The 25209-nt window shown below is 65.0% G+C and carries 19 protein-coding genes and 2 pseudogenes; 13 read left to right on the top strand and 8 right to left on the bottom strand.

All coding sequences use genetic code 11. The annotated features are described in order from the left end of the window. The first annotated feature begins 38 nt into the window (after positions 1 to 38). A complete protein-coding gene (ileS, locus tag MMSP_RS17660; RefSeq protein ID WP_020787732.1) occupies positions 39 to 3239 on the top strand; it encodes an isoleucine--tRNA ligase in 3201 nt (1066 codons plus the stop codon). A gap of 4 nt (positions 3240 to 3243) precedes the next feature. On the opposite strand, the pseudogene MMSP_RS17655 reads toward ileS, so the two are convergent. Together MMSP_RS17655 and MMSP_RS17650 are read right to left on the bottom strand one after the other, a co-directional pair. Next, a pseudogene (locus MMSP_RS17655) lies at positions 3244 to 4295 on the bottom strand (hypothetical protein). A 55-nt stretch (positions 4296 to 4350) separates the two neighbouring features. Further along, positions 4351 to 4923, bottom strand: a complete 573-nt coding sequence (locus MMSP_RS17650; protein ID WP_036426666.1) for a class I SAM-dependent methyltransferase — start codon at positions 4921 to 4923, stop codon at positions 4351 to 4353. Between the two features lie 81 nt (positions 4924 to 5004). Here MMSP_RS17650 and MMSP_RS17645 point away from each other — a divergent pair, with 81 nt between their 5' ends. After that, positions 5005 to 6402 carry a DNA polymerase IV gene (locus MMSP_RS17645; RefSeq protein WP_020787728.1) on the top strand — a complete coding sequence of 466 codons (1398 nt, stop codon included), beginning with the start codon at positions 5005 to 5007 and terminating at the stop codon, positions 6400 to 6402. Here the strand turns inward: MMSP_RS17645 and MMSP_RS17640 are convergent. Further along, entirely contained in the window at positions 6367 to 7323 is a 957-nt protein-coding gene (locus MMSP_RS17640) for an asparaginase (RefSeq protein ID WP_036427383.1), read from the bottom strand. The genes MMSP_RS17645 and MMSP_RS17640 overlap by 36 nt on opposite strands. A 75-nt stretch (positions 7324 to 7398) precedes the next feature. On the opposite strand from MMSP_RS17640, the gene lspA reads away from it, so the two are divergent. Both lspA and MMSP_RS17630 read left to right on the top strand, forming a co-directional pair. After that, positions 7399 to 7989 carry a signal peptidase II gene (lspA, locus tag MMSP_RS17635; RefSeq protein ID WP_020787726.1) on the top strand — a complete coding sequence of 197 codons (591 nt, stop codon included), beginning with the start codon at positions 7399 to 7401 and terminating at the stop codon, positions 7987 to 7989. Positions 7990 to 8003: 14 nt separating this feature from the next. Continuing rightward, positions 8004 to 8915: an RluA family pseudouridine synthase gene (locus tag MMSP_RS17630; protein WP_020787725.1), complete on the top strand. Its 912-nt coding sequence runs from the start codon at positions 8004 to 8006 to the stop codon at positions 8913 to 8915. Positions 8916 to 8922: 7 nt separating this feature from the next. On the opposite strand, the pseudogene MMSP_RS17625 reads toward MMSP_RS17630, so the two are convergent. The 3 genes and pseudogenes from MMSP_RS17625 to MMSP_RS17615 form a co-directional block, all read right to left on the bottom strand. Beyond that, positions 8923 to 9649 (bottom strand): annotated as a pseudogene (locus tag MMSP_RS17625) (class I SAM-dependent methyltransferase). A gap of 338 nt (positions 9650 to 9987) precedes the next feature. Then, positions 9988 to 10623, bottom strand: a complete 636-nt coding sequence (locus tag MMSP_RS17620; protein WP_015356027.1) for a lysozyme inhibitor LprI family protein — start codon at positions 10621 to 10623, stop codon at positions 9988 to 9990. Positions 10624 to 10706: 83 nt separating this feature from the next. Continuing rightward, a complete protein-coding gene (locus tag MMSP_RS17615; protein ID WP_011739673.1) occupies positions 10707 to 11117 on the bottom strand; it encodes a group 1 truncated hemoglobin in 411 nt (136 codons plus the stop codon). A 238-nt stretch (positions 11118 to 11355) separates the two neighbouring features. Between MMSP_RS17615 and MMSP_RS17610 the strand changes: the two genes are divergently transcribed. The 6 genes from MMSP_RS17610 (at position 11356) to MMSP_RS17585 (ending at position 21182) form a co-directional block, all read left to right on the top strand. Next, positions 11356 to 12372, top strand: coding sequence for an SDR family NAD(P)-dependent oxidoreductase (locus tag MMSP_RS17610; RefSeq protein WP_020787723.1), 1017 nt, complete (start codon positions 11356 to 11358; stop codon positions 12370 to 12372). Positions 12373 to 12376: 4 nt separating this feature from the next. Then, the gene (locus MMSP_RS17605; RefSeq protein WP_020787722.1) at positions 12377 to 13180 is read left to right on the top strand and encodes an SDR family oxidoreductase; all 804 of its coding nucleotides are present in this window, start codon (positions 12377 to 12379) and stop codon (positions 13178 to 13180) included. Between the two features lie 119 nt (positions 13181 to 13299). Beyond that, positions 13300 to 13731 carry an SRPBCC family protein gene (locus MMSP_RS17600; protein ID WP_020787721.1) on the top strand — a complete coding sequence of 144 codons (432 nt, stop codon included), beginning with the start codon at positions 13300 to 13302 and terminating at the stop codon, positions 13729 to 13731. A gap of 66 nt (positions 13732 to 13797) precedes the next feature. After that, positions 13798 to 17340 carry a DNA polymerase III subunit alpha gene (dnaE, locus tag MMSP_RS17595; protein ID WP_020787720.1) on the top strand — a complete coding sequence of 1181 codons (3543 nt, stop codon included), beginning with the start codon at positions 13798 to 13800 and terminating at the stop codon, positions 17338 to 17340. 126 nt (positions 17341 to 17466) lie between these two features. Continuing rightward, complete coding sequence (fadD11, locus tag MMSP_RS17590) at positions 17467 to 19293, top strand: fatty acid--CoA ligase FadD11 (protein WP_020787719.1); 1827 nt, start codon at positions 17467 to 17469, stop codon at positions 19291 to 19293. Positions 19294 to 19307: 14 nt separating this feature from the next. Then, positions 19308 to 21182: a lysophospholipid acyltransferase gene (locus MMSP_RS17585; RefSeq protein WP_036427381.1), complete on the top strand. Its 1875-nt coding sequence runs from the start codon at positions 19308 to 19310 to the stop codon at positions 21180 to 21182. 7 nt (positions 21183 to 21189) lie between these two features. On the opposite strand, the gene MMSP_RS17580 is transcribed toward MMSP_RS17585, so the two are convergent. Further along, entirely contained in the window at positions 21190 to 21420 is a 231-nt protein-coding gene (locus MMSP_RS17580) for a hypothetical protein (protein ID WP_020787717.1), read from the bottom strand. Positions 21421 to 21522: 102 nt separating this feature from the next. Here MMSP_RS17580 and MMSP_RS17575 point away from each other — a divergent pair, with 102 nt between their 5' ends. Together MMSP_RS17575 and ilvA are read left to right on the top strand one after the other, a co-directional pair. After that, complete coding sequence (locus tag MMSP_RS17575) at positions 21523 to 21960, top strand: nitroreductase family deazaflavin-dependent oxidoreductase (RefSeq protein WP_036427380.1); 438 nt, start codon at positions 21523 to 21525, stop codon at positions 21958 to 21960. 33 nt (positions 21961 to 21993) lie between these two features. Then, complete coding sequence (gene ilvA, locus MMSP_RS17570) at positions 21994 to 23274, top strand: threonine ammonia-lyase (protein WP_011739681.1); 1281 nt, start codon at positions 21994 to 21996, stop codon at positions 23272 to 23274. A gap of 27 nt (positions 23275 to 23301) precedes the next feature. On the opposite strand, the gene MMSP_RS17565 is transcribed toward ilvA, so the two are convergent. Further along, a complete protein-coding gene (locus MMSP_RS17565) occupies positions 23302 to 23838 on the bottom strand; it encodes a pyridoxamine 5'-phosphate oxidase family protein (RefSeq protein ID WP_020787715.1) in 537 nt (178 codons plus the stop codon). 41 nt (positions 23839 to 23879) lie between these two features. Here MMSP_RS17565 and MMSP_RS17560 point away from each other — a divergent pair, with 41 nt between their 5' ends. After that, complete coding sequence (locus tag MMSP_RS17560) at positions 23880 to 25205, top strand: aminotransferase class I/II-fold pyridoxal phosphate-dependent enzyme (protein ID WP_036426665.1); 1326 nt, start codon at positions 23880 to 23882, stop codon at positions 25203 to 25205. Positions 25206 to 25209 lie beyond the last annotated feature (4 nt).

The raw sequence follows: 25209 nt of genomic DNA, 5'->3' as shown, positions 1-25209 counted from the left end.
TCGTCCCCGTGCCGTGTGATTTCTGGCACAGGAGACCGATGGCTGACAGCACTTATCCGCGCAGCAACCTGGGCGCCGACCACCGTGGCGGCTCTCCGGACTTTCCGGAACTGGAAACCCAGGTGCTTGATTACTGGGTACGTGACGAAACTTTCCGGGCCAGTATCGAGCGCCGCGACGGCGCGCCCGAGTATGTCTTCTACGACGGGCCCCCATTTGCTAACGGCCTGCCCCATTACGGTCACCTGCTCACCGGTTACGTCAAGGACATCGTTCCGAGGTACCGAACCATGCGTGGATTCAAAGTGGAGCGCCGTTTCGGCTGGGACACCCACGGGCTGCCGGCCGAACTCGAGGTCGAGCGTCAGCTGGGAATTACCGACAAATCCCAGATCGACGCGATGGGGATTGCCGCGTTCAACGATGCCTGCCGCGCGTCGGTTTTGCGCTATACCGACGAATGGCAGCAGTACGTTACTCGCCAGGCTCGGTGGGTCGACTTCGACAACGACTACAAAACGCTCGATCTCGGCTACATGGAGTCGGTGATCTGGGCGTTCCGGCAACTTTGGGACAAGGGGCTGGCCTACGAGGGCTACCGGGTGTTGCCCTACTGCTGGCGTGACGAAACCCCGTTGTCCAATCACGAGCTCCGGATGGATGACGACGTCTACCAAAGCCGCCAGGATCCGGCGCTTACGGTTGGATTCAAGGTGGTTGACGGCGAACCGCAGGGGGAGCTGGCCGGGGCCTACCTGCTGGTGTGGACGACCACGCCGTGGACTCTGCCGTCGAACCTCGCCGTGGCCGTGCACCCGGATGTGACGTATGTGCAGGTACGCGTGGGGGATCGCCGCCTTGTGCTGGCCGAGGCGCGTCTAGCGGCCTACACGCGCGAACTCGGCGAAGAGCCGGAGGTGATTGGCAGCTATCGTGGCGCCGACCTCTTGGGCATACGCTATCTGCCGCCGTTTGCGTATTTCGTGGATTCGCCAAACGCGTTTGCGGTGTTGGCGGGCGAATTCGTGACCACCGAAGACGGTACGGGCATCGTGCACATGGCACCCGCCTATGGTGAGGACGACATGGCGGTTACCAGCCCGGTCGGCATCGAGCCGGTGACACCTGTGGATGCCAAGGGCCGCTTCGACTCCTCAGTGCCCGACTACCAAGGGCAACACGTTTTTGATGCCAACGCCCAGATCATCCGTGACCTGAAGAATCAGAGCGGTCCGGCGGCGGCCAACGGTGCGGTGCTGATCCGCCATGAGACCTACGAGCACCCGTATCCGCATTGCTGGCGGTGTCGCAACCCGCTGATCTATCGCGCCGTGTCCTCGTGGTTCGTCACAGTGACTAAATTCCGGGAGCGGATGGTTGAACTCAACCAGCAGATCACCTGGTACCCCGAGCACGTCAAAGACGGTCAGTTCGGTAAGTGGTTGCAGGGTGCCCGGGACTGGTCCATTTCACGAAACCGGTATTGGGGCACTCCGATCCCGGTCTGGAAGTCCGATGATCCCGCGTATCCAAGGATCGATGTATACGGCAGCTTGGATGAGTTGGAGCGCGACTTCGGCGTCCGGCCCACCAACTTGCACCGGCCCTACATCGACGAACTCACCCGTCCCAATCCCGACGATCCCACCGGGCAGAGCACGATGCGACGCATTCCTGACGTGCTCGACGTGTGGTTCGACTCGGGATCGATGCCGTACGCACAGGTGCACTACCCGTTCGAGAATGGGGACTGGTTCTTGGGCGGGGCGGCCGGCGACGCCGGCGCCCACTACCCGGGCGATTTCATCGTCGAGTACATCGGACAGACGCGCGGCTGGTTCTACACCCTGCACGTGCTGGCCACCGCGTTGTTTGATCGACCGGCGTTCAAAACCTGTGTAGCGCATGGCATTGTGCTGGGTTCTGACGGCCAAAAGATGAGCAAGTCGTTGCGCAACTACCCGGACGTCGCCGAAGTGTTCCACCGGGATGGTTCCGACGCCATGCGGTGGTTCCTGATGGCATCGCCGATTCTGCGCGGCGGCAATCTGATCGTCACCGAACAGGGCATCCGCGAGGGCGTACGGCAAGTGCTGCTGCCATTCTGGAATGCCTATAGCTTCTTGGCTCTGTACGCACCGAAAGTCGGTACCTGGCGCACCGATTCGGATCATGTGCTGGATCGCTACATCCTGGCCAAGCTCGCGGTGCTGCGCGATGACCTCACCCAGGCCATGGAGGTCTGCGATATTTCGGGGGCTTGTGAACAGCTGCGCCAGTTCACCGAGGCTTTGACGAATTGGTATGTCCGAAGGTCGCGTTCGCGGTTCTGGCAGGAAGATGTCGATGCCATCGACACACTGCACACCGTGCTGGAGATCACCGCGAGGTTGGCGGCACCACTGCTGCCGCTGGTCACCGAGGTGATCTGGCGTGGGCTAACCGGCGAGCGCTCAGTGCATTTGACGGACTGGCCGCAGGCTGGCGAGGTCCCCGCGGACGCAGAACTGGTGGCCGCGATGGACCAGGTCCGTGAAGTGTGCTCGGCCGCGTCTTCGCTGCGCAAGGCCAAGAAGCTGCGGGTACGTTTGCCGCTGCTGAAATTGACCGTGGCAGTCGAGAATCCACAAGCGCTAAAGCCGTTCACCGACCTGATCGCCGACGAACTCAACGTCAAGCAGATCGAGTTGACAGATGCGATCGGCACCTACGGCCGGTTCGAACTGACCGTCAACGCTCGGGTTGCCGGTCCCCGGCTGGGCAAGGACGTGCAAGCTGCCATCAAGGCGGTCAAAGCCGGCGAAGGGGTTGTCAACTCCGACGGCACCCTGACGGCGGGTCCGGCGGTGTTGCAGCCCGAGGAGTACAGCTCCCGGCTGGTGGCCGCCGACCCGGAATTCACGGCGGCCTTGCCGGGCGGTGCGGGCCTAGTGGTGCTGGACGGAACCGTCACACCCGAACTCGAGGCCGAGGGCTGGGCCAAGGACCGCATCCGGGAATTGCAGGAGCTGCGCAAGTCCACCGGGCTCGACGTTTCCGACCGCATCCAGGTGCTGATCTCGGTACCGGGGGAGCGCGCCGAGTGGGCGCGCACTCACCGCGATCTGATTGCCGGCGAAATCCTGGCCACCACTTTCGAATTCGGTGAACCCGACGATGGCGTCGAGATCGGAGACGGGGTGCGGGTGGCAATCGCGAAATCTGGCGGAGCAGGGGTGTCCGGGCGCGAGCAGGCCTAAGACGTCAGCCGGCGCTGGTTGGGCCGCGCCCTGTGATCGCTACCCGATCCATCAGGGCGCGGGCGGACCGGATCGTCGAGCGGACCTCCTGCAGCAGTTTGGCCGGATGCTGTTGGTCCAGGTTGCTGAGCCGGTTGTAGCGGTCGATGCCGAACCCCGCTGACTCCAGGTGAATCCGCAACGGTAGAGCCAGCGTGCGGAGCCCCTCGAAGTGCAGGTAGGGCACCACCGGCTGGCCGGTCACCAGCAGGCAGGTCGACTGGTGCATGCGCGCCGTCTGGGCGGCGAAGGTGTAGGTATCGGCGGAGTTGGCTCGACGGTTGTCCGGGTTGGGCGACGGGGTTTCCAACAACATGACCGGCACGCCGAGGCCGTTGCCCTCCGGTGGAAAACTCCACACCGCCCGGTCGCGTTGCGGGTTATCCACCCGTTGTCGTATGTGCGCGGTCACCTCACCGGTGTCCAGCCCCAGTACGTCCTTTGCTGCTGCCACCAGGAGCTCGAACTCCGTGCGTGCCCCCGGCGCGCAGACGGCTACCGCATCCAGTTCGGATTCCAGTAGCTGGCGTGATGCTGCCGCCAGCACCACCTGGCCGATGCGCCGGCCGGTAGCCATCTCTCGTGCGTAGCCCACCCGCAGCTGGTTGGTATAGCGTCCACCGCCGATCACCAAGAGGTGATCGAAGTCCGCGCCCTCGGGCGTGGTGGCTGTGACCAGACCCAGTTCGCTGGCCAACGCCGTGATCTGTTCCAGTTGGGTGGCGGGCAGGTCCAGGCGCGGGATCAGCCATCTGACCGCGCCGGCCGCGTCCTGACTGTGTAACCGGCCGGTGGCGGAGGCCCGGGCCCGCCCCGGTAGTCCCACACCTTGCTGAATTCGTCGAGCAGCGCAAGTCGAGTCGGGAGGTCGCCGGCGGGTGGGGAGCCGCCGAACATTTCGACCAATTCCGTCAGAGCGGGCTGAGTGCTCCAGGCCTGGACCTGCTGACAGATTCCTGCCACGAAGTCATCACCGGACCGGCCGAAGGTAGTTGACTCGCTATCGGACGGACACACCGTGGTTCCTTACCGTTTCTCAATACCCTTATTTGACATATCTTTTCGATATAAGTCAGGCTTTGGGTTTCTGTGCACGCCAGCGTTGCCTGCCGGCCTGAACCTCAACTTCGACATCGTGAAATCCCGCTGCGCGCAGGCGATCCGGGAGGTCCGTCGGTGGAATCGGATTGCAGGTGTCGCGAAAGTGCAAGATGCTGAACAGTAATGAAGGAATCCCGTCGCTCCCGGCGAAGACACCACCGGGGCGCAGCACACGATAGGCCTCGGCGAACAGTTCATCCTGCAGTTCAGTGGTAGGGACGTGATGCAGCATGGTGAAAGACACCACCGAGCTGAACTCTTCGGCGGGCAGCCCGGTGTCGGTGCCGTCGCCGTTGATGATGCGTGCCTGCTCCCCATAGCGCTCTTGTAGACGCCGCGCCATGGCTGGGTCGATTTCGACCGCTGTGAGCTTTGGCGTCTTGTCCACCAGCACCCGAAGAAAGGCTCCGTAGCCCGGCCCGATCTCGAGGGCGTTGTCACCGAGGTCCACATCGGCGAGAACCCAGGGCAATACCTGGCCCTTGACCTCATTTGCCCAGCGGTCAGAGTTGCAGCACAACCTATGCACAAGGTTCATTGCCATACTGACCGACGTTAGTCGAGATCGCCTCCGGCGGGCCCCGACTAGTCCCGAATAGTATTGCCGGTTGTGGAGTCCCGTTGGGTGCTGCACCTGGACATGGACGCGTTCTTCGCCTCGGTTGAGCAGCTCACCCGACCAACCTTGATGGGCCGGCCGGTGCTGGTGGGTGGTATGGGTGGGCGCGGTGTGGTCGCCGGCGCCAGCTATGAGGCGCGCGTTTTCGGGGCCCGTTCGGCCATGCCGATGCACCAGGCTCGGCGGTTGATCGGTGCGACCGCAGTGGTGTTGCCGCCGCGCGGCGCCGTGTACGGGGTGGCCAGTCGCCGGGTGTTCGACACCGTGCGAGGCCTGGTTCCCGTCGTCGAGCAGCTGTCGTTCGACGAGGCCTTCGGGGAACCACCACAACTCGGTGGGGCCGCTACGGCGGAGGTGGAACAGTTCTGCGAAGACCTGCGGCGACGGGTGCGCGACGAAACCGGCCTGATCGCCTCGGTGGGTGCCGGCTCGGGTAAGCAAATTGCCAAGATCGCCTCTGGACTGGCCAAGCCCGACGGCATCCGGGTCGTCGCCCGTAAGGAAGAACAGCTGCTGCTGGGCGGCTTGCCGGTGCGCCGGTTGTGGGGCATCGGTCCAGTTGCCGAGGAGAAGCTGCATCGCCTCGGGATCGAGACGGTCGGACAGTTGGCGGCGCTGGCCGACGCTGAAGTGGCCAACATCCTTGGCGCGACCGTCGGGCCCGCGCTGCACCGGCTGGCGCGCGGCATCGACGACCGGCCGGTTGCCGAGCGCGCGGAAGCCAAGCAGATCAGCGCGGAGTCGACCTTTGCCATCGATCTGACCACCCTCGATCAGCTCCGCGACGCGCTTGATCCGATTGCCGAGCACGCTCATCAGCGGTTGCTGCGCGACGGTCGCGGGTCTCGCACCGTCACGGTGAAGCTGAAGAAGGCTGACATGGGCACGTTGACTCGCTCGGCGACCTTGCCCTATGCGACAACCGATGTGGGAGCACTGTTGGCGCTGGCCCGCCGGCTGCTGCTGGATCCGGTCCAGATCGGGCCCATTCGCCTGCTGGGCGTGGGTTTCTCGGGGCTGAGCGAGGTACGCCAGGAATCGCTGTTCCCGGATCTGGACCTGGCGGCGGAGACGTCAGAAGAAGCCCATCAGGACTTTTACCCCTCGCATGGTGCGTTGTCGAGCACCCCAGCCGGTGCCGTGTGGCGAATCGGCGACGACGTCACCCACCGGGAGCTTGGTCACGGCTGGGTACAAGGAGCGGGTCACGGAGTGGTCACCGTGAGGTTCGAGACTCGTGGTTCAGGCCCCGGGCCAGCGCGGACCTTTCCCATCGAGACCAGCGACATCACCGCCGCCAACCCGGTGGACAGCCTGGATTGGCCGGATTTTGTCGGCCAGTTGCGGGTCGAGAATGCCGCTGACACCTCAACCCCAGCGGTCGATGACCTCGACGATGGGTAGCTCGGCTGTCAGCGCGGCCATCAGCAGCACCCGCGCCTGCGACGGCGGCAGCCGTGGCACCATCACCGCGCCCGCGGCCACCAGATCATGGCCAGGGCCGTAGCCGGCGCCGACCCGAGCGCCGGCAACACGGGTGGAGACCGCTATCACCACCCCGTTGCCGCAATGCCGCCGCACCCCGTCGATCACGGCCGCGCCGGCATTGCCCGACCCCAGGGCCTCCAGCACGATGGCGCGCGCGCCGGCGGCCACACATGCGTCCAGTGCTACAGCGTCGCTTCCGGGGTAGACCGCGACGATATCGACCCGGGGTGCATCGGCGGCCAGAACGTCGCCGAGATATGGCCGCGATTTCGCGCGCCGCAGCGTCACCTCGTCGGTGACGGTGCCCAGAAGTTCGCCGGCGAATCCGCTCAGGTCATCGGTTGCCGCCTTGCGAAGTCCTAGCGGCTCGAGCACCCGACCTGCAAAACACACCAATACCCCACAGTCGCGTACCGCGGGATCGCCGGCCACGATAAGCGCGTCACGCAGGTTGGCTGGACCATCGGCATCGGCGGCATCGGAGCTGCGCATGGCCCCGGTCAACACCACCGGGGTGCTGCCGGAATAGGTGAGGTCCAACCACAGCGCGGTCTCTTCAAGCGTGTCTGTGCCGTGGGTGATAACCACCCCATCGGGCCCATTGGGGCGGTCGGCGCCGCGCCCGGTGATGGCGTGCAGGGCGGCGCGGATGCGATCCCAGTCCGCCGGCACCAGCTGCGAGCTGTCCAGCGCCATCAAGTCGACAATTTCGACATCCAGATCCCCGCTCACGGCAGCGGTGAGCTGCGCACCGTTACGAGACGGTCGGCGCACTCCGTCGGTGCCCGTGCTGGTCGAGATCGTTCCTCCGGTGGCGATAACGGTGAGGCGGGCCATGGTGGGATCATCTCGCACCCATGTCATCGGCATCCGCATGTGGGTACCGGTACAAAGCTGAGGGATGATGGGGGAGTGTCTGACGAACCAACCGGATCAGCCGATCCACTGACGACAGCGGGAGAGACCGGGGTGACTGAGGAACCCAAGGTTTCCGCGCCGGAGCCGCCGCCACGGCGGCTGCGGCTATTGCTGTCGGTCGCGGCGGTGGTGCTGGCGCTGGACGTTGTGACGAAGGTGCTGGCCGTCAAGCTGCTGCCTCCCGGCCAACCGGTATCGATCATCGGTGACACGGTGGCCTGGACATTGGTGCGCAATTCGGGTGCCGCTTTCTCGATGGCGACCGGCTACACCTGGGTTTTGACCTTGATCGCGACGGGCGTGGTGGTCGGAATCTTCTGGATGGGCCGGCGGCTGGTGTCGCCCTGGTGGGCCGTGGGGCTCGGGATGATCCTGGGCGGCGCAATGGGCAACCTGGTCGACCGCTTCTTCCGGGCACCCGGGCCGCTGCGCGGGCACGTCGTCGATTTCTTTTCGGTCGGTTGGTGGCCGGTGTTCAACGTCGCTGATCCGTCGGTGGTCGGTGGCGCCATCCTGCTGGTAATCCTGTCGATCTTCGGCTTCGACTTCGACACCGTGGGCCGGCGAAAGGCCGATGAGCGTTGACGGGCGATCGCTCGATGCCGGTTCCGGAGGGATTGGCAGGAATGCGTGTTGATGCGGGGCTGGCCCGTCTGCTGGGTCTGTCCCGCAGCGCGGTGGCCGTCATCGCCGAGAACGGTGGTGTCGAACTCGACGGTGTGCCGGCGGGCAAATCCGATCGGCTGACCGCGGGGGCCTGGCTGCACGTCCAGCTGCCGGAGGCGCCGCCGCCGCCGGAGAACACCCCCGTCGAGATCGAGGGCATGACGATCCTGTACTCCGACGACGACATTGTCGCCGTCGACAAGCCGGCCGCGGTGGCAGCACATGCGTCGGTGGGCTGGACGGGGCCCACGGTGCTCGGTGGCCTGGCGGCGGCCGGCTACCGGATCAGCACGTCCGGCGTACATGAGCGGCAGGGCATTGTCCATCGCCTCGACGTCGGGACGTCCGGGGTGATGGTGGTCGCGCTGTCCGAACGCGCCTACACGGTTCTCAAGCGGGCCTTCAAACAACGCACCGTCGACAAGCGCTATCACGCTCTGGTGCAAGGACATCCAGATCCATCCATCGGAACCATCGACGCACCGATCGGTCGGCATCCCGGCGGCGAGTGGAAGTTTGCGGTCACCAAGAACGGCCGGCATAGCCTCACCCACTACGGCACCGTCGAGGCCTTCGTGGCGGCCAGCCTGCTTGACGTGCATTTGGAAACCGGGCGCACTCATCAGATCCGGGTGCATTTCGCGGCATTGCATCATCCGTGCTGTGGTGACCTCGTTTATGGGGCCGACCCGAAACTGGCCAAACGGTTGGGTCTGCAACGTCAATGGCTGCATGCGAGATCGCTGGCCTTCGCGCATCCCGCCGATGGCCGGCGCGTGGAGATTGTCAGTCCGTATCCGCCAGATCTGCAGCACGCCCTGGATGTGCTCCGCGACGAGGGGTGAGCGATGCTCACTCGGTCGGCTTTCGCGCTTCCACCAACACCCGCGTCGGGTGGGTGACGAAGCGTCCGTCGACCTGGATGCGTTCATGCAACTCGACCAGTCGCTGAAAGTACGGCTCTGCCGTGAAATCCGGCACCGTCCAAATCAGCTTGCGCAGGAAGTACACCACCGCGCCGATGTCGAAGAATTCAGCCCTGAGCCGCTCCATGCGCAGCTCCACGATCTGTAACCCGGCCGCCTGGGCCTGGGCACGCTGAGCCGCGGGCTCTAGCCGCTCCCACAGCTGGGGCGGCGGTCCGATGACGTGTCCCACGAGTTCGGCTACCGTCGCCGGCCCGGGGTGCTGCGCGAGGTAGGTGCCGCCGGGACGCAACACCCGGGCAATCTCACTCCACCACACGGTGATGGGATGGCGACTGATCACCAGGTCGAACGCTTCATCGGCGAACGGCAGCGGCGGCTCATCGCGCGTTGCGACCACCACCACGCCGCGCGGGCGCAACCGCTGGGTGGCTAGCGCCGCATTCGGCGGCCACGATTCGGTCGCGGCCATGGTCGGTGGAAACTTCGGCGCGCCGGACAGCACCTCGCCGCCACCGGTATGGATGTCCAGGGCGGCCGACGCGCGGGCCAATCGCTGGCTCATCAGCCAGCTGGTACCCCCACGACGGTCGTTCTTCTGTCGCTCGGCCTTCTAGCCAGGAGAAATCCCATCCCACGACCGGCGCCGCCATGGCTTCGGCCACGAGTTCCTCAAATGAGCGTTGGGCGGCCGTCACCGGGGCCGCCGTTGCGGCATGCGGGCCTCGACGAGCGTGCCGCGCGGATGCCGGCGTCTGGATGCCAGCGCGGCATGCGGTGGCCACGATTCGACGGCGGCGCACGGGCGTCCGTGCGGGCGGGAGAAATCCCGGTCGGGCACGGGGGCCCGCCCGGCCTCTGCCGCCGGGACTTTGAATGCACGGCGCATGCTAGGCATTTTCGCCGCAAGCAACCCGTGCCGTCGACCACGAGCGGTGATCCGGATCGGGCGCCCGGCCCGCCCGCGGCCTAGCGCCGGGCGTGAGGGGCCTCAGGTCGTGGTGCAGACAAATTTGGTGCCGTGGAAATCGAGCTGCACTTCGCCCTGGTGCTCCCAGTACTCGACGCCTTGACGGCCGTACCGGGCACCACTGCCCGATAGCTGCACGAACAGGATGTACTGGTCGCCTCGCCAGGTCAGCACCGCCGTCTTGGGATCGAGTTCGTTGTAGAACTGTGCAGTCAATGGGCCGTCCTCCGCGGGGCACCGGTAGCTGATCACGGGCGGAGCCGCGGTGGCCGGGTCCGCGATGGCCAACTGCGCCAACCGGGTCTGGTAGGACTCCTGCAGACAGGTGCGCATGTCAGGGTTCTGCGCACATTGGTCACGCGTCTCCGCCCAGTGACCTTGGGCCAGCGTCAGCGCCGCTTTGTCGGTGCCGGGACGGTCCAGCGCCTGCTGGTAGGCGGTGTCGAGCCGGCGATCGAGTTCGGTCAACTGGGGGTCGTTGCAGACCAGTCGCTGGGTGTCATCTTCGGGGTTGGTGCAGTCGAGCAGCGGTGCGGCCGTCGATGTCGGCTGCGAGCCGCTCGTGGTGCCGGCCGGCGAATCGGGAGTCGAATGCGTTGTTGCTGAACTGCAGGCGCTCAACGCCAAGGCGGCCCCGATGAGGGCGATAAGTCTCATATGTGCTGACTACCGGATTGCGGAGGGCGTGCAAAGCGCGACACGCCAGACCGGGCGCAATTCCTGCGGGCTCCGGCGGGGGATCAGACTCCCGCGGTCGTGGTCTCGCCCGAGGCGATGTCTGTGGCCAACGGTGCCACGAGCTTGAGAATGTTGGTGACGGTCTCAGAAGGGACCCCTGCTGCGGTCAGTGAGTCGCCCAGATGCCCGGCTACCAAGCTGAAGTGCGCCATGGTGATTCCGCGGCCCTGGTGGACCTGTTTCATCGGTGCGCCGGTGTAGGGCTCGGGTCCGCCGAGGGCTGCCGCAAAGAACTCGGCCTGTTTGCCTTTGAGGCGGTTCATATTCGTTCCGGTGAAGAAGCCGCCGAGTTGATCGTCGGCGAGCACACGTACATAGAAGTCTTCGACGACGGCTTCGATCGCCTCATACCCGCCGATCTTGTCGTAGATGCTGACCGGCGCACGTTTACGAAAGCGTGACAGTAGTCCCATGTTGCAAGGGCAGCATGGGGCAGTTGCGCATCGATTAGAGTGCCGTCACGCGCGCATTGCCTCGGGTAACAAGCAGATTGCTCATCGACCGCGGATCCAGGCGTTTGCTGGGTCTCGGCCGGCCGGCCCGTGGCGGCGCTCGCGTCACGGCAAGTCGTATCTATTCGAGGATGGATGTCCTAGGTTTGCTTTATGACCCACGTCACACTATCCACACCGCCCTCAGGAGCAACTTCACATGAAGCTAGGTGACCTCACCAACCTGGTCGAGAAGCCGTTCGCGGCGATGTCGAACATCGTCAACACGCCCAACTCGGCGGGGCGCTATCGGCCCTTCTATTTAAGGAATTTGCTCGACGTCGTCCAGGGCCGCAAACTCGGCGACGCGGTAGAGGGCAAGGTCGTGCTCATCACCGGTGGGTCATCGGGGATCGGCGAGGCGGCCGCGCACAAGATCGCCGAAGCGGGCGGCACGGTGGTGCTGGTCGCGCGCACCAGGGAAAACCTGGAAAAGGTGGCCGATGACGTTCGGGCCGGTGGCGGTGCGGCGCATGTCTACCCGTGCGATCTGTCCGACATGGACGCCATCGCGGCGATGGCCGATCAGGTGCTGGCCGATCTGGGCGGTGTAGACATCCTGATCAACAACGCGGGCCGCTCGATTCGACGCTCGCTGGAGCTGTCCTACGACCGGATTCACGACTATCAGCGGACCATGCAGCTGAACTACCTCGGTGCGGTGCAGCTCATCCTCAAGTTCATCCCCGGGATGCGGGAACGCGGGTTTGGGCACATCATCAACGTCTCCTCGGTCGGTGTGCAGACCCGCGCACCGCGCTTTGGCGCCTACATCGCGAGCAAGGCGGCATTGGACAGCCTCTGCGACGCGCTGCAGGCCGAGACCATCAATGAAGGGGTTCGCTTCACCACCGTGCACATGGCGCTGGTGCGGACGCCGATGATCAGCCCGACGACGATCTACGACAAATTCCCGACCCTGACGCCCGAGCAGGCCGCCGGGGTCATCACCGACGCGATCGTGCATCGGCCGCGGCGGGCCAGCTCGCCGTTCGGGCAATTCGCGGCCGTGGCAGACGCCGTCAACCTGGCCGTCATGGACCGGGTGCGCAACCGCGCGTTCGGCATGTTCAGTGACTCCTCTGCCGTCAAGGGCAGTGAATCGCAGTCTAGTACAACAGAACTCGATAAGAGAAGCGAAACATTCGTCCAGGCGACCCGAGGGATACATTGGTGAGACTATGAGCCTTCCGAAACCAAACAAACAGGCCACTGTCGTAATAACCGGCGCCTCATCCGGCATCGGTGTCGAGTTGGCCCGCGGCCTTGCCGGCCGGGGCTTTCCGCTAATGCTGGTCGCGCGGCGCCGTGAGCGCCTCGAGGAACTGGCCGACGATCTACGGGACAAGTTCTCGATCGCCGTTGAGGTGTTGCCCCTCGATCTGTCCGATGCGCAAGCCAGAACTCAGCTCGCTGACCGGCTCCGCAGCGATTCGATCGCCGGTTTGTGTAACAGCGCCGGCTTCGGCACCAGCGGCCGTTTCTGCGAGCTGCCACCCGGACGCGAAAGCGAGCAGGTCACGCTCAACGCGCTGGCCCTCATGGAGTTCACCCGCGCGGCGTTACCCGGCATGGTGGAGCGCGGTGCCGGTGCGGTGCTCAACATCGCATCCATTGCCGGCTTCCAGCCCATTCCCTTCATGGCGGTGTACTCGGCCTCCAAGGCCTTCGTGCTCACCTTCTCCGAAGCCGTTCAGGAGGAGTTGCACGGTACGGGAGTTTCGGTCACCGCGCTGTGCCCGGGACCGGTGCCCACCGAGTGGGCCGAGATCGCCAGTGCCGAGCGGTTCAGCATTCCCTTGGCGCAGGTGTCTCCGCACGACGTCGCCGAAGCCGCGATCGAGGGGATGCTGACCGGCAAGCGCACCGTCGTGCCCGGCGTGGTGCCCAAGTTCGTCAGCACCAGCGGCAGGTACCTACCACGCAGCGTGCTGCTGCCCGCGATCCGGATCGGGAACAAACTGCGCGGCGGTCCCAGCCACTGACCGCCGTGTCGACGGCCCCGCGGTGTTGGTTGCGGCACGCCAATGCCCGGGGCGCCGGCGTGCTTTGCGCGGGTGGTGCTTCGCGCGGCCGTGCCTTGCCGCACGGCTAGGCTCATGCGATGGCTTCCGTTGAGATGACCGCCGATGTCCCGATCCCTCCGCAGGACACCTGGGGCCATGTTTCGGATCTGTCGGAGTTGGGCGAATGGCTCGTGATCCACGAGGGGTGGCGCAGCGAGCTACCCGAGCAGCTCAGTGAGGGCGTCGAGATCGAGGGTGTGGCCCGTGCCAAGGGCATGCGCAACCGGGTGACGTGGACGGTGACGAAGTGGGATCCGCCGCGCGAGGTCACGATGTCAGGATCGGGCAAGGGCGGAGCCAAGTACGGCGTAAGCCTCACCGTCGAGCCAAACGCGGACGGGTCCACCCTCGGGTTGCGCCTCGAGCTGGGCGGGGGCGCGTTGTTCGGTCCGCTCGGGTCGGCTGCGGCGCGCGCCGTCAAGGGGGATGTCGAGCAGTCGCTGAAGCAGTTTGTCGAGCTGTATGGATAGCTGCCACACGACACGTTGGCGACACGCCCGAACGCTGTCGGTGGTCGGTCCTAGACTGGCGTGCCTATGAGCGGTTCTTCTTCGCGGTCCTTTGTTCACCTGCACAACCACACCGAGTACTCGATGCTGGATGGTGCGGCGAAGATCACCCCCATGCTGGCCGAGGTGGAACGGCTGGACATGCTTGCGATCGGGATGACCGACCACGGAAACATGTTCGGCGCCAGCGAGTTCTACAACTCGGCAACCAAGGCCGGGGTGAAGCCGATCATCGGCGTCGAGGCGTATGTAGCTCCCGGCTCTCGTTTCGATACCCGTCGCATCACCTGGGGTGATCCCAGCCAGAAGGGCGACGACGTATCCGGTAGCGGCTCTTACACCCACCTGACGATGGTGGCCGAGAACGCGACCGGCCTGCGCAACCTGTTCAAGCTGTCGTCACTGGCCTCGTTCGAGGGTCAGCTCGGTAAGTGGTCGCGCATGGATGCCGAACTTGTCGCCGAGCACGCCGAGGGCATCATCGCCACCACCGGCTGCCCCTCCGGTGAGGTGCAGACCCGGCTGCGGCTGGGCCATGACCGCGAAGCGCTGGAATCGGCCGCCAAGTGGCGGGAGATTTTCGGCGCCGACAACTACTTCCTCGAGTTGATGGATCACGGACTGTCCATCGAACGCCGCGTCCGTGAGGGTCTGATCGAGATAGGCCGCAAGCTCGACATTCCACCGCTGGCCACCAACGACTGCCATTACGTCACTCGCGACGCCGCGCACAACCACGAGGCGCTGCTGTGTGTTCAGACCGGCAAGACGCTCTCGGACCCCAACCGGTTCAAGTTCGACGGTGACGGGTACTACCTCAAGTCCGCCGCCGAGATGCGCCAACTCTGGGACGACGACATCCCGGGCGCCTGCGACTCCACCCTGCTGATCGCGGAGCGAGTGCAGTCCTATGCCGACATATGGACCCCGCGTGACCGGATGCCGATCTTCCCGGTGCCCGAGGGGCACGATCCGGCGTCGTGGCTGCATCACGAGGTGATGGCGGGCCTGCGGCGACGTTTCCCGTCCGGTCTCGGCCAGGACTACATCGACCGGGCTGAGTACGAGATCAAGGTGATCTGCGACAAGGGTTTCCCGTCGTACTTCCTGATCGTGGCCGACCTGATCAACTATGCGCGGTCGGTCGACATTCGAGTGGGACCGGGGCGTGGTTCGGCGGCCGGCTCGCTGGTGGCCTACGCGATGGGCATCACCAACATCGACCCGATACCGCACGGTCTGCTGTTTGAGCGGTTCCTCAACCCGGAGCGCCCGTCAGCGCCCGATATCGATATCGACTTCGACGACCGCCGTCGCGGCGAGATGGTGCGCTACGCCGCCGACAAGTGGGGCCAGGATCGAGTCGCCCAGGTCATCACCTTCGGCACCATTAAGACCAAGGCGGCGCTGAAGGATTCCGCGCGTATCCACTATGGCCAGCCCGGGTTCGCGATCGCCGACCGAATCACCAAAGCGTTGCCGCCGCCGATCATGGCCAAGGACATTCCGCTGTCCGGCATCACCGACCCGGCCCACGAGCGGTTCAAGGAGGCCGCGGAGGTTCGCGGCCTCATCGAGACCGACCCCGACGTCCGCACCATCTACCAGACCGCGCGCGGGCTGGAAGGCCTGATCCGTAATGCGGGCGTGCACGCGTGTGCGGTGATCATGAGCAGCGAACCCCTGACGGAGGCCATTCCGCTGTGGAAGCGGCCTCAAGACGGGGCCATCATCACCGGCTGGGACTACCCGTCGTGTGAGGCGATCGGCCTGTTGAAGATGGACTTCTTGGGCCTGCGAAACCTGACGATCATCGGCGACGCGATCGAGAACATCAAGGCCAACCGGGGAATCGACCTCGACCTGGAATCGCTGCCGCTCGACGACAAGCCCACCTACGAGCTGTTGGGACGCGGTGAGACGCTGGGCGTTTTCCAGCTCGACGGCGGGCCGATGCGCGACCTGCTGCGTCGCATGCAACCCACCGAGTTCAATGACATCGTCGCTGTCCTGGCGCTGTACCGGCCAGGCCCGATGGGCATGAACGCCCACAACGACTATGCCGACCGGAAGAACAATCGCCAGGCGGTCAAGCCGATCCACCCCGAGCTGGAGGAGCCGCTGCGCGAAATCCTCTCGGAGACCTACGGTCTGATCGTCTATCAAGAGCAGATCATGTTCATCGCCCAAAAGGTCGCCTCCTACACGATGGGTAAGGCCGACGCGCTGCGCAAGGCGATGGGCAAGAAGAAGCTCGAGGTGCTCGAGGCGGAATACAAGGGCTTTTACGAAGGCATGACCGCCAACGGATTCTCCGAAAAAGCGGTCAAGGCGCTGTGGGACACCATCCTGCCGTTCGCCGGATACGCCTTCAACAAGTCGCACGCCGCGGGCTACGGTCTGGTCTCGTATTGGACCGCCTATCTGAAGGCCAACTACCCGGCCGAGTACATGGCAGGGTTGCTGACCTCGGTCGGTGACGACAAGGACAAGGCCGCGGTCTACCTGGCCGATTGCCGCAAGCTCGGCATCACCGTGCTACCGCCCGATGTCAACGAGTCATTGGTGAACTTCGCCTCGGTCGGGCAGGACATCCGCTTCGGGTTGGGTGCGGTGCGCAATGTCGGGGCCAACGTCGTCGGTTCGTTGATCGGTACCCGCAGCGGCAAAGGCAAATTCACCGACTTCTCCGACTACCTGAACAAGATCGACATCTCGGCCTGCAACAAGAAAGTCACCGAGTCGCTGATCAAGGCGGGGGCGTTCGACTCGCTCGGGCACCCGCGCAAAGGCCTCTTCCTGGTGCACACCGACGCCGTGGACTCGGTGCTGGGTACCAAGAAGGCCGAGGCGATGGGACAGTTCGATCTCTTCGGCGGCAGCGACTCGGGTGCCGACGCGGTGTTCACCATCAAGGTTCCCGAGGACGAGTGGGAAGACAAACACAAACTCGCACTGGAACGCGAGATGCTGGGCCTGTACGTGTCGGGGCATCCACTCAACGGGGTGGCACATCTGTTGGCCGCCCAGGTTGATACCGCGATCCCGGCAATCCTGGATGGTGATGTCTCCAACGATGCCCAGGTGCGGGTGGGTGGCATCCTGGCGGCCGTGAACCGGCGGGTCAACAAGAACGGGATGCCTTGGGCATCAGCTCAATTGGAAGATCTCACCGGTGGTATCGAGGTGATGTTCTTCCCGCACACCTACTCCAACTATGGCGCCGATATCGCCGACGACGCCGTGGTGCTGGTCAACGCCAAGGTCGCGATTCGCGACGACCGCATCAGCTTGATCGCCAACGAGCTCGTGGTGCCCGACTTTTCCAATGCCCAGGCGGATCGGCCGCTGGCCGTGAGCCTGCCCACCCGGCAGTGCACCATCGACAAGGTCACCGCACTCAAACAGGTGCTGGCTCGGCACCCGGGTACGTCTCAGGTGCATCTGCGGCTGATCAGTGGGGATCGGATCACCACGCTGGAGCTCGACCAGTCACTACGGGTCACGCCATCGCCGGCGTTGATGGGCGATCTGAAAGAGCTGCTCGGTCCCGGCTGCCTGGGCAGCTGACGGCGGGCTGGCGCCCAGCGTCAGGCTAGCGTGACGCTCGTTTTTGGGCGCAACACCAGCGTGACGCTTGGTGTGTCGCGGACGTAGGCTCAGCGATGGAGCGCCGGTCGATCAAGGAGGACGGAAATGACCCCAACCGAGCGTCCGACCACCATGTGCGAGGCGTTCCAGCGCAGCGCCGCGATCGATCCGGATGCCATCGCACTCCGGACGCCGGGGGGCGCCCAGACGCTGACCTGGAGAGAGTATGCCGACCAGGTGCGGCAGGTAGCCGGCGGCCTCGCGGGGCTGGGGGTGGGACGCGGGGACACCGTTTCGCTGATGATGGCCAACCGGGTCGAGTTCTACCCACTCGAAGTCGGCGCGCAACACGTTGGCGCCACGTCGTTCTCGGTGTACAACACGTTGCCCGCCGAACAGTTGACCTATGTGTTCGACAACGCTGGCACCAAGGTCGTGATCTGCGAGGAGCAATACGTCGACCGCATCCGTGCTAGCGGCGCACCCATCGAGCACATCGTCTGCATCGACGGCGCGCCGGAGGGCACCATGTCGGTGCAGGAGCTGTACGCGGCCGCGCCGGACGACTTCGATTTCGAGGCGACATGGGCAGCAGTGCAGCCCGATGACGTGGTGACCCTGATCTACACGTCCGGTACCACCGGGAACCCCAAGGGGGTCGAGATGACCCACGCCAACCTGCTGTTCGAGGGGTTCGCCATCGAGGAGGTGTTCGGCATTCAGTTCGGTGACCGGGTTACCTCCTTCCTCCCGACCGCGCACATCGCCGACCGGATGACCGGCCTGTATCTGCAGGAGATGTTCGGCACCCAGGTCACCGCGGTGGCCGACGGACGGGCGATCGTCTCCGCCCTGCCCGATGTGCGACCCACCGTGTGGTGCGCGGTGCCGCGGGTCTGGGAGAAGCTCAAGGCCGGCATCGAATTCACGATCAGCCACGAGACCGATGAGATGAAGAAACAGGCCCTGATCTGGGCGATGTCAGTGGCCGCCAAGCGCGCAGAGGCCATGCTTGCCGATGAACCGATGTCAGCCGAGGTGGTCGACGAATGGACCAAGGCCGACGAGTTGGTGCTGTCGAAGTTGCGCGAACGGCTGGGATTCGGCGAACTCCGGTGGGCGGTCTCAGGAGCGGCGCCGATCCCCAAGGAGACTTTGGGATTCTTCTGCGGTATCGGCATTCCGATAACGGAGATCTGGGGAATGTCCGAGCTGAGTTGCGTTGCCACCGCCAGCCATCCGCGCGATGCGCGACTGGGTAGCGTCGGCAAGCTGCTGCCCGGATTGGAAGGCAAGATCGCCGATGACGGCGAGTACCTGGTTCGCGGTCCGCTAGTGATGAAGGGCTACTGCAAAGAAGCCGCCAAGACCGCGGAGGCCATCGACGAGGATGGCTGGTTGCACACCGGTGACATCTTCGATGTCGATGCGGACGGCTACCTGCGGGTGGTGGATCGCAAGAAGGAGCTGATCATCAACGCGGCCGGAAAGAACATGTCGCCGGCAAACATTGAGAACACCATCTTGGCGGCCTGTCCGATGGTGGGCGTGCTGATCGCGATCGGTGACGGTCGTCCGTACAACACTGCGCTGCTGGTCTTCGATGCCGACTCGGTGGGGCCCTACGCGGCCCAGCACGGGATTTCGGATGCGTCGCCGGCCGCGCTTGCCGCTGACCCAGCAGTGATTGCCCGGATCGCCGCGGGCGTGGTCGAAGGCAACGCCAAACTATCGCGGGTGGAACAGATCAAGCGCTTCCGCATATTGCCGACACTGTGGGAACCCGGGGGAGACGAGATAACGCTGACCATGAAGCTCAAGCGCCGGCCGATCGTGACGAAATACGCGGCCGAGATCGAAGAACTCTATGCGGCCAAGCCGGGACCTCACGTCCACGAACCCGCGTCCGCGGCAACGGTACAACCGGCGTGATGAAGGGGCCACTGATGACTGCGCGCGAGGTTGGTCGGGTCGGAGCGCGAAAGCTGTTGCAGCGCAGTGGGATTATCGATGAATCGATATCGCCGCTGTCGACTGACGCGGCCGAGGTCGCTGAGCTGATGAGTGCCCCATGGTATGACGAGCGGCTTGCCAAGCTGGCCGCCGAACTCGGGCGCGATCCCGACGGGGTGCGTGCGGAGGCCGCGGGGTATCTCCGCGAGATGGCGGCCACGCTCGATGAGCGCGCAGTGCAGGCCTGGCGCGGTTTCAGTCGTTGGCTGATGCGGGCCTACGACGTGCTGGTCGACGAAGATCAGATCGCCCAGCTGCGCAAGCTGGACCGCAAGGCGACGTTGGCGTTCGCCTTCTCGCATCGCTCCTACCTGGACGGCATGCTGCTTCCGGAAGTGATTCAGGCCAATCGGCTCTCGCCGGCGCTGACGTTCGGTGGTGCGAATCTGAACTTCTTTCCAATGGGTGCCTGGGCCAAGCGGACCGGTGCGATTTTCATCCGGCGCCAGACCAAAGACATTCCGGTTTATCGCTTTGTGCTGCGGGCCTACGCCGCACAGTTGGTGCAGAACCATGCGAATCTGACCTGGTCGATCGAGGGTGGGCGGACCAGGACGGGCAAGTTGCGGCCGCCGGTATTCGGCATCCTGCGCTACATCGCCGACGCGGTCGATGAAATCGACGGTCCCGAGGTGTATTTGGTGCCCACGTCCATCGTGTACGACCAGTTGCACGAGGTTGAGGCCATGACGACCGAGGCCTACGGTGCGGTGAAGCGGCCCGAAGACCTGCGATTCCTGGTCCGGTTGGCTCGCCAGCAGGGGGAGCGCGTCGGACGTGCGTACCTGGACTTCGGTGAGCCATTGCCGCTGCGCAAGCGGCTGGAAGAACTGCGTACCGACGAATCGGGGACCGGGACCGAAATAGAACGCATTGCCCTGGATGTGGAGCACCGGATCAACCGGGCCACCCCGGTGACACCCACCGCGGTGGTAAGTCTCGCGCTGTTGGGCGCGGATCGGTCATTGTCGATCAGCGAAGTGCTGGCCACGGTGCGCCCGCTGGCGAGCTACATCGCCGCCCGCAACTGGGCGGTGGCCGGTGCGGCCGACCTGACCAACCGTTCGACGATCCGATGGACCTTGCACCAGATGGTGGCCTCCGGGGTCGTGCGGGTTTATGACGCTGGTACCGAAGCCGTGTGGGGTATCGGCGAAGATCAACACCTCGTCGCCGCGTTCTATCGCAACACCGCGATCCACATTCTGGTTGATCGCGCCATCGCTGAGATGGCGTTGCTTGCCGCCGCCGAGATATCGGTGATGTCGGCGGATAGCTCGGTTGCACCGGCGACGGTGCGCGACGAGGCGTTGCGGCTGCGTGAGTTGCTGAAGTTCGAGTTCTTATTCTCGGCGCGCGCGCAGTTCGAGAAGGACCTGGCCGACGAGGTGCGCCTGATCGGGCCGGTGGAAGACATCACCAAGGCCGTCAACACGGCCGATGTCCGCGAACTGCTGGAATCGGCCGACTTGCTGCTGGCGCATTTGGTGTTGCGTCCGTTCCTGGACGCCTATCACATCGTCGCCGATCGACTGGCCGCCCTCGAGGATGAGTCGTTCGACGAAGAGGCCTTCCTGGCCGAATGTCTGGATGTCGGTAAGCAGTGGGAGTTGCAGCGCCGCATCGCCAACGCCGAGTCGAGGTCGATGGAACTTTTCAAGACCGCGCTGCGGCTTGCTCGCCATCGCGAGCTGGTGGATGGGGCCGATTTTGCGGACGTTTCTCGGCGCCGGCGACAGTTCGCGGACGAGGTCGCTACGGCGACACGACGGGTTAACACGATCGCCGAGTTGGCCAGGACGCGCTGAACCGCGACTAGTCGATGTCCTTGGCGATCATCTTGAGCGCCACCGCAACGACGACCCCGACGGCGGTCGCACTCAGAACGGACGGTGCCGCGCTGCTGGTGATCGCGCCGACAAGCACGACGGTGACCAGCCCGGCTATCACGGCAAACAGCTTGTGCCGAGGCCAGGGCACGCCCGCGATCAGCACATCGCCTCGGTTCGCGGCGGCGAACGTCGAGAATCGTTCTGCCGTGGTCATGGTTTCAGCCTACCCCACTCTGATTTTCGGGTCACCGAAAATTTGGTGTCGGCGGCGCTGATCGCGGCGGGGTGCGGGGGCGCACGGCCTAGAGTGGTGCGTATGCCGCTAGAAGGTGAATACGCACCCAGCCCACTCGACTGGTCTCGTGAACAGGCCGACAAATACTTGGAATCGGGTGGTACCGAGGGCACACAGTTACAAGGGAAACCGGTAGTGCTACTGACCACCGTCGGGGCCAAGAGCGGCAAACTGCGCAAGACCCCGCTGATGCGCGTCGAGCACAACGGGGAGTATGCGATCGTCGCATGGCTGGGTGGGGCGCCCAAAAACCCGGTTTGGTACTACAACGTCGTGCAGAATCCTCGAGTCGAGCTTCAGGACGGCACTGTCATCCGCGACTATGACGCTCGTGAGGTGTTCGATCACGAGAAGTCGATTTGGTGGGAACGGGCTGTAGGGGTGTGGCCGGACTACGCGGAATACCAGAAAAAGACCGACCGTCAGATTCCAGTTTTTGTGCTGACGCCGGTGAGCTGAGTTGCTTATTGGTCGGCATGGCACCATTGACCGGTGTCCGCCGAACTGAGTCAGACTCCAAGCAGGTCGCCGCTGTCTGCGGCTGATATCGACAACGCTGCTGAGCGGATCGCCCCCGTCATTACCCCCACCCCGCTGCAGCTGTGCGAGCGGTTGTCCGACATCACCGGCGCGACGGTCTACCTCAAGCGCGAGGACTTGCAGATCGTACGGTCCTACAAGTTGCGCGGCGCCTATAACCTGCTGGTTCAGCTAACGGCCGAGGAGCTGGCCGCGGGCGTGGTGTGCTCTTCGGCGGGCAACCACGCACAAGGCTTCGCTTTCGCCTGCAAAACCCTGGGTGTGCGCGGTCGGGTTTATGTACCGGCCAAGACGCCCAAACAGAAGCGGGATCGCATCCGCTACCACGGTGGAGAGTTCATCGACCTGATCGTTGGTGGGGAGACCTACGATCTTGCCGCCGCCGCGGCTCGTGAGGATGTCGAACGTACCGGTGCGACTCTCGTGCCGCCCTACGATGACCTGCGCACGATGGCCGGACAGGGCACCATCGCCGTCGAACTGCTCGCCGAACTCGATGCGGAGCCCGACCTGGTGGTGGTCCCGGTCGGTGGTGGCGGCTGCATCGCCGGCATCACCTCCTACCTGGCGGAGCGGACGACCAAGACGGCGGTGCTGGGCATCGAGCCCGCTGGGGCCGCCGCAATGATGGCTGCGCTGGCAGCGGGTGAACCGGTCACGCTGGACCATGTTGACCAATTCGTCGACGGCGCGGCGGTGAATCGGGCGGGGGCGCTGCCCTATGCGGCATTGTCCGCGGCCGGCGACATGGTGTCGATCACCACCGTTGACGAAGGTGCGGTCTGCACGGCGATGCTTGACCTCTATCAGCACGAGGGCATCATCGCCGAACCCGCGGGAGCATTGTCGGTCGCGGGATTGCTGGAAGCCGATATCGAACCCGGATCGACCGTGGTGTGCCTGATCTCGGGGGGCAACAACGACGTCTCCCGCTACGGGGAGATCCTGGAGCGTTCGCTGGTGCACCTGGGCCTCAAGCACTACTTCTTGGTGGACTTCCCACAAGAACCCGGCGCGTTGCGACGATTCCTCGACGAGGTGCTTGGTCCCAACGACGACATCACCTTGTTCGAGTACGTCAAGCGCAACAACCGGGAAACCGGTGAGGCGCTGGTCGGTGTCGAGCTGGGGTCTGCGGCGAATCTCGATGGCCTGCTGGCTCGGATGCGTGAGACCGAAGTTCACGTGGAACCCCTTGCCCCGGGTTCGCCGGCATACCGGTACCTCCTGTAACCGCAGCCCGGCGCGGGGGCGGCGCGGTCACCGCAGATAGGCCGGCAGTGGGGTAGCGGGGTCTAGATCCGCGGCGGGCTCCGGGGTTCCGGCCCTGAGCGCTGTGGTGGCGGCTAGTTCACGCGGGTTCGGGCCCCGGCAGTCCGCGGCGCGCCCGGCTTGGATGTGGTCGAGTAGCGCATGCAAGGCCAGCAGCTTCTCGTCCGGGTCTTCCACCACACGCGCGGTGCCCAACACCATCACCGAGCGGTAGTTCAGGGAATGGTGCATTGCCGAGCGGGCCAGCACCAGCCCGTCCACGAGGGTGACGGTGATGCAGAGGGGCAGTTCGGCGACCCTTGCCGCGAGCATTGGGCCGCTGCCGGTGGACCCATGGATGTAGAGCGTTTCGCCGCGGCGTGTGTGGGTGGTTGGCAAGACCACCGGCTCGCCGTCCCGGATGTATCCCAAGTGGCAGATCAAGGCCTCATCGAGGATTCGATGGACGGTCTCGCTGTCGTAGCGTGCTCGCTCCCGGTAGCGGGTGGGAGTGGTGCGTGCCGTCGGGCCGTAGGAAGTGGTCATGTGGTTGCCCGTTCGATATGTACTAGTACATACTAGTAACTATGCCAGTACAATATAGGAGAGCGGGTGGTGGCGCCGAGTCCATAGCGGCCAGCATTGAATCGGCCATCTCCCAGGGCGGCTTGGCGCCCGGCGACGCTCTGCCGTCGATCCGCGAAGTCGCCGGTCAGCTGGGTGTGAATCCCAACACCGTGGCCGCGGCCTACCGCCTGTTGCGTGATCGCGGGACGGTCGAAACCGCGGGACGGCGCGGGACCAGGGTGCGCGACCGGCCGGCATCCACGCCCCGGTCCTCGCTTGACCTTGGGGTGCCTGCCGGCGCGCGAGATCTCTCGACCGGCAACCCGGCCCCCGAGCTATTGCCGCTGGCCGCCGTCGGATGGCCGGACGGTTCGGTGCTGCCGTTGCTCTACGGTGCTCCGGCAATGTCAGCGGAGCTGGTCGACTACGCTCGAGCCGCTTTGGCGGCCGACGGTGTAGCGGCCGACCATCTCGCGGTGACCAACGGTGCGCTGGACGGTATCGAGCGAGCGCTGAGCGCGAATCTGCGCCCGGGGGACCGGGTTGCCGTCGAGGACCCGGGCTGGGCAAACCTCCTGGATCTCCTTGCCGCACTTGGGCTTCCCGTTGAGCCGATGGGCGTCGACGACGACGGTCCGCTGGTTGCTGACCTGCAGCGGGCGCTGGGCCGCGGGGTGAGGGCGGTCGTGGTCACCAGTCGCGCGCAAAACCCAACCGGAGCGGCGCTGTCGGCGGCCCGGGCCGAGGAGCTGCGTGAGGTGTTGAGCCAGGGTGCTGAGGAGGTGCTGCTGGTTGAGGACGATCATTGCGCCGGCATCGCCGGCGTACCCCTGCACACCCTGGCCGGGGCGACGCAGCACTGGGCCTTCGTCCGGTCGGCGGCCAAGGCCTATGGGCCGGATCTACGGCTTGCCGTGTTGGCCGGGGACCAGCGCACGGTCGAGCGGGTGCACGGGCGGCTGCGCCTAGGGCCGGGCTGGGTGAGCCACATTCTGCAGGATCTCGCCGTGCGGCTCTTCGCTGACGATGCCGCTACCGGGCTGGTTCGCCAGGCGCAGGAGCGCTACGCAGACGCCCGCGGCCGGTTGTGCGCCGCGCTGTCCGCCCGCGGTGTCGCCGCACATGGCCGGTCTGGGCTCAATGTCTGGATTCCCGTCCCCGACGAAACCGCGGCGATTACCCGCCTGCTGAACCGGGGTTGGGCCGCTGCGCCGGGCGCGCGGTTCCGGATCCGTAGCGCGCCGGGGATACGGGTCACCATTGCGGGTCTAAGCGCCGAAGAGATCGAGCCTCTTGCCGATGCGATTGCCGAGGCGATACAGCGCACCGGGCGCCCCACCGTCTAGCGGC

Source organism: Mycobacterium sp. 012931, from assembly GCF_000419295.1.
Lineage (GTDB): Bacteria > Actinomycetota > Actinomycetes > Mycobacteriales > Mycobacteriaceae > Mycobacterium > Mycobacterium marinum.
Note: the sequence above shows the minus strand (reverse complement) of the source record. Positions and strands in the feature narration are given on the sequence as shown.

Bases quoted from the DNA above. Each gene is read 5' to 3' on its own strand.
- ileS (WP_020787732.1), top strand. From the start codon at position 39: ATGGCTGACAGCACTTATCCGCGCAGCAACCTGGGCGCCGACCACCGT.
- MMSP_RS17650 (WP_036426666.1), bottom strand. From the start codon at position 4,923: ATGGCAATGAACCTTGTGCATAGGTTGTGCTGCAACTCTGACCGCTGG.
- MMSP_RS17640 (WP_036427383.1), bottom strand. From the start codon at position 7,323: ATGGCCCGCCTCACCGTTATCGCCACCGGAGGAACGATCTCGACCAGC.
- MMSP_RS17630 (WP_020787725.1), top strand. From the start codon at position 8,004: ATGCCGGTTCCGGAGGGATTGGCAGGAATGCGTGTTGATGCGGGGCTG.
- MMSP_RS17620 (WP_015356027.1), bottom strand. From the start codon at position 10,623: ATGAGACTTATCGCCCTCATCGGGGCCGCCTTGGCGTTGAGCGCCTGC.
- MMSP_RS17615 (WP_011739673.1), bottom strand. From the start codon at position 11,117: ATGGGACTACTGTCACGCTTTCGTAAACGTGCGCCGGTCAGCATCTAC.
- MMSP_RS17610 (WP_020787723.1), top strand. From the start codon at position 11,356: ATGAAGCTAGGTGACCTCACCAACCTGGTCGAGAAGCCGTTCGCGGCG.
- MMSP_RS17605 (WP_020787722.1), top strand. From the start codon at position 12,377: ATGAGCCTTCCGAAACCAAACAAACAGGCCACTGTCGTAATAACCGGC.
- MMSP_RS17600 (WP_020787721.1), top strand. From the start codon at position 13,300: ATGGCTTCCGTTGAGATGACCGCCGATGTCCCGATCCCTCCGCAGGAC.
- dnaE (WP_020787720.1), top strand. From the start codon at position 13,798: ATGAGCGGTTCTTCTTCGCGGTCCTTTGTTCACCTGCACAACCACACC.
- fadD11 (WP_020787719.1), top strand. From the start codon at position 17,467: ATGACCCCAACCGAGCGTCCGACCACCATGTGCGAGGCGTTCCAGCGC.
- MMSP_RS17585 (WP_036427381.1), top strand. From the start codon at position 19,308: ATGACTGCGCGCGAGGTTGGTCGGGTCGGAGCGCGAAAGCTGTTGCAG.
- MMSP_RS17580 (WP_020787717.1), bottom strand. From the start codon at position 21,420: ATGACCACGGCAGAACGATTCTCGACGTTCGCCGCCGCGAACCGAGGC.
- MMSP_RS17575 (WP_036427380.1), top strand. From the start codon at position 21,523: ATGCCGCTAGAAGGTGAATACGCACCCAGCCCACTCGACTGGTCTCGT.
- MMSP_RS17565 (WP_020787715.1), bottom strand. From the start codon at position 23,838: ATGACCACTTCCTACGGCCCGACGGCACGCACCACTCCCACCCGCTAC.
- MMSP_RS17560 (WP_036426665.1), top strand. From the start codon at position 23,880: ATGCCAGTACAATATAGGAGAGCGGGTGGTGGCGCCGAGTCCATAGCG.